The organism is Nocardia araoensis NBRC 100135 (assembly GCF_000308435.1).
GTDB classification, from domain to species: Bacteria; Actinomycetota; Actinomycetes; order Mycobacteriales; family Mycobacteriaceae; genus Nocardia; species Nocardia araoensis.
The window spans coordinates 21,165-29,232 of the sequence record NZ_BAFR01000216.1 but is presented as its reverse complement, the minus strand read 5'-3'; the positions used below and the strand labels follow the sequence as shown (position 1 = coordinate 29,232).

Here is an 8,068-nt window from a genome sequence, read left to right as displayed (position 1 = left end):
CCTTCCGGACCGAGAGCCGGGCGCCCATGCCTGGCTCTATCAACACATAGTCAGACTACACCTGACAATAGTTGACACAAGTCAGCATCGGTATGATGTTCGTCATGGCAGCAGTGATGGAAGGACCGTTGGCCGATCTCAGCGCGTGGAAGGCCGAGGAATGCTCGATCGCCAAGGCGATGGACATCGTCGGCACGCGTTCGGCGGTGCTGATCCTGCGCGAGGCCTACTACGGCACCCGGCGGTTCGACGGGTTCGCCAGCCGGGTCGGCATCACCGACGCGGCCGCCGCGGCCCAGTTGCGCAAGCTCACCGAGGCGGGCTTGCTGGCGAAACGGCCGTACCAAGAGGAAGGCAAGCGCACCAGGCACGAATACGTGCTCACCCGGATGGGGCGAGATCTACTGCCCGCCGTGCTGGCACTCATGCAGTGGGGCGACGCCTACTTGCAGTCGGGGCCTGCCCCGCTGCTCTTGGTCGAGGAGGCGACCGGCGCACCGGTGCGGGTACAGGTGCGCAGCGAGTCGGGCCGCGAGCTCGAGCTCGAGGAGCTGGGCGTGCGGCTCAACGAGGAATACGCCCGGCAGCGGCGCGAACGCCGTCGATCGGACGCGACGAACTGATGCCCGCTCGCGGCCGGTGCCGGACGAGCGGGCCGTCGACCGCGACGACGCGACCACATCCGGGTGTTCAGTTCAGCCGGGCTCCGTCGGTAGCGAAGAAGTAGACGTGCTCCGGCGTGGTGGCCAGCCGCAGACGGGCGCCCTTGGCAGGCGGATTGCGCCAATCCGCCCGGGAAACGATGGTTTCGCCCGCGCCGTCGGTGCCGCCCGCCGCGACGGTGCGGCCGTAGATGTAGGCGTCGGAACCGAGTTCCTCCACCACGTCGACCTCCATCTCGATGCCGGAGCCGTTGCCCAATTCGAAGTGCTCCGGGCGGATGCCGACCGTCACGGTGTCACCCGCCTCGTCCGCGACCGTGCGCGGCAGCGCGATCGCGTGGCCGCCCAGTTCCACCCGGCCGTCGGTGACCGGAAGCGTGAACAGGTTCATGGCGGGCGAGCCCATGAACCCCGCGACGAACACGTTGGCCGGATCGCGGTAGAGGTCGCGCGGCGTGGCGCACTGCTGCAACAGCCCGTCCTTCAGCACGGCGACCCGATCGCCCATGGTCATCGCCTCGACCTGGTCGTGGGTGACGTACACCGTGGTGGTGCCCAGCCTGCGCTGCAACTGCGCGATCTGGGTGCGGGTCTGCACGCGCAGCTTGGCGTCCAGGTTCGACAGCGGCTCGTCCATCAGGAACACCTGCGGCTGGCGCACGATCGCGCGGCCCATCGCCACCCGCTGACGCTGCCCTCCGGACAGCGCCTTCGGCTTGCGATCGAGGAAGGGCTCCAGGTCCAGCAGCTTGGCCGCCTCCAGGACCCGCTTCTCCTTCTCCGCTTTGGCCACCTTGGCCAGCTTCAGCGCGAAGCCCATGTTCTCCGCGACGGTCATGTGCGGGTAGAGCGCGTAGTTCTGGAACACCATGGCGATATCGCGTTCCTTCGGCTCGGCGTGCGTGACGTCGTTGTCGCCGATCAGGATGCGGCCGCCGTTGACCTCCTCCAGCCCGGCGAGCATGCGCAACGACGTCGACTTCCCGCAGCCGGAGGGACCGACCAGGACGAGGAACTCGCCGTCTTCGATCTCCAGGTTCAGCCGATCCACCGCGGGTTGGGCGGCGCCGGGGTACAGCCGCGTCGCGTTGTCGAAGGTCACAGTGGCCATGACGAATTCACATCCCATCCCGGCAGGAACGTGCCGGACGATCCGAGTAAGGGTCCGGCGATCCTATCGGGCGGGACGTCGACGAGCCACGTCAGCGGGTGCGCGCCTCGAAGAACGCCCGCGGGACGTCTTGGAGCATCGTGTCGATCTGCTCCTTGGTGACGCCGCGTTCGAGCACGTAGGGGAACACGTCGTCGAACAGGTGGGTGTAGTGCCACTGCGGCAGGGCGGCCATGGCGGCGGGCTCGATCCAGTCGATGTAGCAGCTCGCGTCCTGAGACAGCACCATCCGGTCGGTGTAGCCGCGGCGGACCATTTCGATCAAGGTGTCGGCGCGAGCTTCGAAGGTGGTGTCGAGGTTGATGCCGAAGCGGTCCATGCCGAGCACGAAGCCGGCGTCGGCCAGTTCGGCGAGGTGATCGCAGTCGGTGGTGTCGCCACTGTGCCCGAGCACGATGCGACCGGGGTCGACGCCTTCCTCGTCGCACATCACGCGCTTCACGTCGAGCCCGGACCGAGACTCGGGATGGGTGTGCACGGTGATCGGCACGCCGGTCTCGAGATGGGCCTTGGCGACCGCGCGCATCACCCGTTCGACGCCCGCGGTCAGCCCTTGCCGGTCGATCGCGCACTTGAGCATGCCCGCCTTGACCCCGGTGCCCGCGATGCCGTCGCGGATGTCGCCGACGAACATGTCGACCATCGGGTCGGGAACCTGCGCGCCGACGATCTCGTTCAACGCCGGGCCGCGGTAGTGGAAGAAGAAGGGGACATCGCCATAGGTGTAGATACCGGTGGCGACCACCAGGTTCAGCGGCACCTGCTCGGCGATCCGCTGAATCCTCGGGATGTAGCGGCCCAGCCCGACCACGGTCGGGTCGACGATCGTGCGTACCCCCGCGTCGTAGGCGACTCGCAACCGCTGGACGGCATCGGCGATGCGTTCGTCCTCCGAACCCCATTCGGCCGGATAGTTCTGCTGGACGTCTCCGGTGAGCACGAAGACGTGCTCGTGCATCAGCGTCACTCCGAGATCGGCGGAATCGATCGGCCCGCGCACGGTTTCCAGCGTTGACACAGCGGTTTCTCCTCGTCTGAGCTGCGCTTTCGCAGGAATCGTACGAACCGGCATGTGATGCGGACCATATTCGCCGGTGCTGAAACTTCGTACAACTTTCGTGCGGACAGCACAGAGGTGTGGCTCAGGCCGCCGGGCACGGTTGCAGCACCGCCGACCCGAACCAGCGAGCGGCCTGCAACGCCAGGTGCAGGTGCAGCGTGCGGTCGTGATCGTCGAAGGTGTGGCCGGTCAGGTCGAGCGCCTGCCGCACCCGGTACTGGACGGTGTTGCGGTGCACGGCCAATTCCTGTGCGGCCGCGGCGTAGCTGCGGTTGTTGCTCAGGAAGACGCGCAGAGTCTCGCGCAGCCAGAGATTGCGCTGGTTGTCGGTCGCGAGCTCACCCAGGCAGTCGGCCACGTACTGGCGCAGTTCCTCGATGTCGCCGCCCAGCAGCGCGACGGCCGCCACCTGATCGTGCGCCACCGCTCGGGGTGCGTCCGGCCCCGCGAGCAGCACGAGTTCGCGTACCCGGTCGGCTTGGCGCAGGCTGCGGCGGAATCCCGCGACGCCGGAGCCGCACCCGCCCACCGCCACGCGCACCGGCAACGCCAGAGTCGACAGGGCACGCTGGATGGCCTCGATATCGATGGTCGTGTCCCGAGCGATCGAGAACCACAGCCGGACCTCGCGTTCGTCGGTCGGCACCAGCAGCGCCCGGCGGGGGTGGCCGAGCGGCGGAACCAGCGCCGCCCGCACGGCGCCCAGGACATCCATCGCGGCCCGCGCGGAGAGCTGCGGTTCGGTCCAGGCGTTCACCGCGACGTGACGGCCGGACAAGGGATAGCGCAGCACTTGTTCGGCCTGGCCGATGTCGTCGGCCGAGCCGTCGAGCACCCGCGCCACCCAATCCCGCCGCAAGCCGCCGCGACTGCCCACCCACCGGTCGCGTTCCTGCTCGTAGGCGATGCCGACCTGCTCGCACACCTGGTCGATGTACACCGCGGAGCGATGGACGATCCGGATGATGGCCGCCGCGCTGTCGGAGCCACCCAGCTCCACGGCGTAGCGCATCGCGATGTCGAGGAATCCGGCGTGCCCCACCCGGTACGCCCGGATCAGCGCCGACAGCGGGACGTCGCGCTGAGCGAGCGTGCGCGCGTACACCAGCGCCCGCGCCGGGGCGTGCACATCGTGCTCGGCGGCGTCGTTCTGCACGAAGTCGAGGACGGACATCAAATTGTCGGTGGTGCCCGCCTCGAACAGGCCCCGCAGCCGGGTATCCAAGTCGAGCGCGGCGACTTGCGCGCGCATCACCGCCGACAGCTCGGCGATCAACTGGTCGCGACCGCGCAGCATCGTCGAGACGACCGCGCGAACCACCTCGTTCTCGCCGTCGGCCACTGACGACACCTCCCTCCGCCGGGCTCGGCATCGCGTCCCAACCTAATGGTGCGGTCGGACGTAGTCCGTCCTCAGCCCGCGCATGGCCGGAGCGAAGGCGGAGGTACGCATAACGCGCATGGCCGGAGCGAAGGCGGAGGTACGCATAACGCGCATGGCCGGAGCGAAGGCGGAGGTACGCCTGACGCGCGCTGGACGAGCCGGAAGCATCGTGTGGCGGCCTGCGGCAACCACACCGCGCCGGTAGCCTCGGGGCGGGGACGGGACCGAGCGACGAGGAGAATGCCATGAGTCGTCCAGTTCGTATCGGAGTTCAGCTACAGCCGCAGCACGCGCCGGAGTACCGGCTCATCCGTGACGCGGTGTTGCGGTGCGAGGACGCCGGCGTCGACATCGTGTTCAACTGGGACCACTTCTACCCGCTCACCGGCGATCCCGACGGCGCGCACTTCGAGTGCTGGACGATGCTGGGCGCGTTCGCCGAGCAGACCGAGCGGGTGGAGATCGGCGCGCTGGTCACCGGCGGCGGCTACCGCAATCCGGACCTGCTGGCCGACATGGCGCGCACCGTCGACCACATCAGCGGCGGGCGGCTGATCCTCGGTATCGGCGCGGGCTGGTTCGAGAAGGACTACGACGAGTACGGCTACGAATTCGGCACCGCGGGCAGCAGGCTGGAGCTGCTGAAGGAGACCCTGGCCCGGATCAGCGCACGGCTGCCGAAGCTCAATCCGCGCCCGACCCGCGACCTGCCGATTCTGATCGGCGGCGGTGGCGAGAAGAAGACCTTGCGGCTGGTCGCGCAGTACGCCGACATGTGGCACACCTTCGCCGACCTGGACGTGCTCGCGCACAAGAACAAGGTGCTCGCCGAGCACTGCGCCGCGGTCGGCACCGACCAGGCGCGCATCGAGCGTTCGGTGCAGTGGCCCGGGCTGGAGAAGGCGCCCGCTTTCGTCGACGCGGGTGTCACCACCTTCACCATCGGGGCCAGTGGACCGGACTACGACCTGACCGAGGTCGCGAAGGCCGTGCGATGGCGCGACGAGGTGAACCCGGAACCGGTGAGCGGCCTGGCCTGAGCGCCGACTGTTGCGCGAGGGCGGTGTGGAGTTCGAATCATCGTGATCGGAACTCTGGACCGCCGCGGCGGCATGGATTCCGGCGATACCGGCCTTGGGGTAGCCGCGGGTTAGCGGATTTCCGCCGCTAGGGTTGTCCGTCATGGCTGTTCTGCCCGCTGTGCGGTCTCGTGCGTTGATCGCCGTGATATTGCTTGCCGTCGGTCTCAGCGCGACGGCGTGCGGTTCCGGCTCCGACGACGCGGCCACGGAGCGCAACCTCTGCTCGCCGCCCGGCCCGGCCGCCGCCTCCGCCGCGCCGACCAACCTGGCCTCCTCCGCCGCCGCGGGCAGCGACCGCTACACCACCGCTACCACCGCGCCGCTGACCTCGATCGACGTCTCGAAACTCGGTTTGATCACGCCGGGCAAGCTCAGTGTCGGCACGCTCTCCGACGCTCCGCCCAGCATCTGCGTCGACCGGCAGGGCACGTTCACCGGCTTCGACAACGAGCTGCTGAAGGCGATCGGCGCGAAGCTCGGCCTCCAGGTGGAGTTCTCCGGCACCGAGTTCGCCGGGCTGCTCGCCCAGGTGTCCGGCGGCCGTTTCGACGTAGGCTCGTCCAACATCACCACCACCGACGCGCGCCGCCAGCTGGTCGGCTTCACCAACGGCTACGACTTCGGCTACTTCTCCCTGGTGGTGCCGACAGGCAGCGCGATCAAGGGGTTCGCCGACCTGAACCGGAGCACGCGGATCGCGGTGGTGCAGGGCACCGTGCAGGACGAGTTCGTGGTGAACCAGTTGCATCTGGACCCGGTGAAGTTCCCGGACTACAACACCGCCTACGCCAACCTGAAGTCCGGCCAGGTGGACGCCTGGGTGGCCCCGTCCGCCCAAGCCGAAGGCGCGATCAAACCGGGCGACGGAACCTCGGTGTCACAGAACACCTTCAGCCTGGACAACTTCGTCGGCTACGCGGTCGCCAAGAACAACCAGCCGCTGATCGACGCGCTCAACAGCGGTCTGGACGCGGTGATCGCGGACGGCACCTACGCCAGGCTCTACACCGACTGGGTGCCTCGGGAGCTGCCGCCGGGCTGGAAGCCGGGCTCGCGGGCCGCGCCCGCGCCGCAGCTGCCGGACTTCGCGGCGCTCGCCGCGGGCAAGCAGAAGGACGAGACGGAACAGAACGCGCCGAAATCCACGGTGCAGCAGCTGCGGGAGACGTTCTTCGACTGGTCGCTGTACCGCAAGGCATTTCCCGACCTGGTGAAGACCGGCCTGCCCAATACCCTGATCCTGGCCGTGTTTTCGGGTGCGCTCGGCACCGTCATCGGCATGCTGCTGGCGGTCGCCGGCATCTCGCGGACGCGCTGGTTGCGCTGGCCCGCGCGGGTGTACACGGATATCTTCCGCGGCTTGCCCGCCGTGGTGATCATCCTGCTGATCGGTCTCGGCGTCGGTCCGGTGGTGCGCAACCTCACCGGCAACAACCCGTACTGGCTGGGTGCGGTCGCGCTGGCGTTGCTCGCCTCGGCCTACATCGGCGAGATCTTCCGCTCCGGCATCCAATCGGTCGAGGCCGGTCAGCTGGAGGCGGCGCGCGCCATCGGGTTCGGTTACCGCCAAGCGATGACGCTGGTCGTGATCCCGCAGGGCGTGCGCCGGGTGCTCCCGGCTTTGATGAACCAGTTCATCGCCCTCATCAAGGATTCCTCGCTGATCTACTTCCTCGGCCTGCTCGCCACCCAGCGCGAACTGTTCGCCGTCGGCCGCGATCTCAACGCCCAGACCGGGAATCTCTCGCCGCTGGTGGCCGCGGGGTTGGTCTATCTGCTGCTCACCATCCCGCTCACCCACCTGGTGAACTACATCGACCGCCGGATGCGGACCGGCCGACCCGACCGGCCGATCGACCAGGTCGAGGCGGCCACGATCACGGAAGGGCGCGGATAGATGAGTGCCTCCCTCACCGGTACCGGACTGCACCTGACGCTCGGGCACAACCACGTGTTGCGCGGAATCGACATCCACGTCGACGCGGGCAAGACCGTCACCGTCATCGGGCCGTCCGGATCGGGCAAGTCGACGCTACTGCGCGTGCTGAACCGGTTGTACGAGCCCGATCAGGGCGACGTGCTGCTGGACGGCGAGTCCGTGCTCACCGAGAACCCGGACCGGTTGCGTCAGCGCATCGGCATGGTGTTCCAGCATTTCAACCTCTTCCCGCACAAGACCGTCGCGGAGAACGTCGCACTGGGTCCGCGCAAGCTGCGCGGCCTGTCCAAGGACCAGGCGCGAGCGCTGGCCGTCGAGCAGTTGGAGATCGTCGGTCTGGCCGACAAGGCCGATTCGCGTCCCGCGAACCTGTCCGGCGGACAGCAGCAGCGCGTCGCCATCGCGCGGGCGCTGGCCATGCGCCCGGAGATCATGTTCTTCGACGAGGCCACCTCGGCCCTGGACCCCGAGTTGGTGAAGGGTGTGCTCGGCCTGATGACCGACCTCGCCTCCGGCGGTATGTCGATGGTCGTGGTGACCCACGAGATGGGTTTCGCCCGCACGGTGTCCGACAGCGTGGTGTTCATGGACCAGGGGCAGGTGGTGGAGACCGGCACGCCCGACGCCCTGTTCGACGACGCGCAGACCCCGCGCTTGCGGCGGTTCCTCGCCCAAGTGCTCTGAGGCGGCCCAGCACACTGACGGCAATCTTCATTGATGCGCATCTGCTAATGTATTTGTCATCACGATTCCAGCTATCCTGCGAGGAA

Annotated in this window: 7 protein-coding genes; 4 read left to right on the top strand and 3 right to left on the bottom strand. The window is 68.0% G+C overall.

The window, feature by feature from the left end:
- The first annotated feature begins 92 nt into the window (after positions 1-92).
- Complete coding sequence (locus ON21_RS29125; protein WP_174372221.1) at positions 93-623, top strand: winged helix-turn-helix transcriptional regulator; 531 nt, start codon at positions 93-95, stop codon at positions 621-623.
- Between the two features lie 67 nt (positions 624-690).
- Here the strand turns inward: ON21_RS29125 and ON21_RS29120 are convergent, their stop codons facing one another.
- The 3 genes from ON21_RS29120 to ON21_RS29110 all read right to left on the bottom strand — a co-directional run bounded on the left by ON21_RS29120 (position 691) and on the right by ON21_RS29110 (position 4,235).
- The gene (locus tag ON21_RS29120) at positions 691-1,773 is read right to left on the bottom strand and encodes an ABC transporter ATP-binding protein (protein WP_039803137.1); all 1,083 of its coding nucleotides are present in this window, start codon (positions 1,771-1,773) and stop codon (positions 691-693) included.
- A gap of 91 nt (positions 1,774-1,864) precedes the next feature.
- Positions 1,865-2,851 carry a phosphotriesterase family protein gene (locus ON21_RS29115; protein ID WP_039803122.1) on the bottom strand — a complete coding sequence of 329 codons (987 nt, stop codon included), beginning with the start codon at positions 2,849-2,851 and terminating at the stop codon, positions 1,865-1,867.
- Between the two features lie 124 nt (positions 2,852-2,975).
- Complete coding sequence (locus ON21_RS29110) at positions 2,976-4,235, bottom strand: PucR family transcriptional regulator (RefSeq protein ID WP_051021454.1); 1,260 nt, start codon at positions 4,233-4,235, stop codon at positions 2,976-2,978.
- Positions 4,236-4,522: 287 nt separating this feature from the next.
- Between ON21_RS29110 and ON21_RS29105 the strand changes: the two genes are divergently transcribed.
- From ON21_RS29105 to ON21_RS29095, 3 genes are all read left to right on the top strand, one after another.
- Positions 4,523-5,317 carry an LLM class F420-dependent oxidoreductase gene (locus ON21_RS29105; RefSeq protein ID WP_039803120.1) on the top strand — a complete coding sequence of 265 codons (795 nt, stop codon included), beginning with the start codon at positions 4,523-4,525 and terminating at the stop codon, positions 5,315-5,317.
- A gap of 142 nt (positions 5,318-5,459) precedes the next feature.
- Positions 5,460-7,256: an ABC transporter substrate-binding protein/permease gene (locus ON21_RS29100; protein ID WP_039803118.1), complete on the top strand. Its 1,797-nt coding sequence runs from the start codon at positions 5,460-5,462 to the stop codon at positions 7,254-7,256.
- Positions 7,257-7,982, top strand: a complete 726-nt coding sequence (locus ON21_RS29095) for an amino acid ABC transporter ATP-binding protein (protein WP_039803116.1) — start codon at positions 7,257-7,259, stop codon at positions 7,980-7,982. It begins immediately after the preceding gene.
- The last annotated feature ends 86 nt before the right edge of the window (positions 7,983-8,068 follow it).

What these genes read in the sequence shown, in the direction of transcription:
- ON21_RS29095 (WP_039803116.1), top strand. Translation starts at nt 7,257, where the DNA reads ATGAGTGCCTCCCTCACCGGTACCGGACTGCACCTGACGCTCGGGCAC.
- ON21_RS29120 (WP_039803137.1), bottom strand. Translation starts at nt 1,773, where the DNA reads ATGGCCACTGTGACCTTCGACAACGCGACGCGGCTGTACCCCGGCGCC.
- ON21_RS29100 (WP_039803118.1), top strand. Translation starts at nt 5,460, where the DNA reads ATGGCTGTTCTGCCCGCTGTGCGGTCTCGTGCGTTGATCGCCGTGATA.
- ON21_RS29105 (WP_039803120.1), top strand. Translation starts at nt 4,523, where the DNA reads ATGAGTCGTCCAGTTCGTATCGGAGTTCAGCTACAGCCGCAGCACGCG.
- ON21_RS29125 (WP_174372221.1), top strand. Translation starts at nt 93, where the DNA reads ATGATGTTCGTCATGGCAGCAGTGATGGAAGGACCGTTGGCCGATCTC.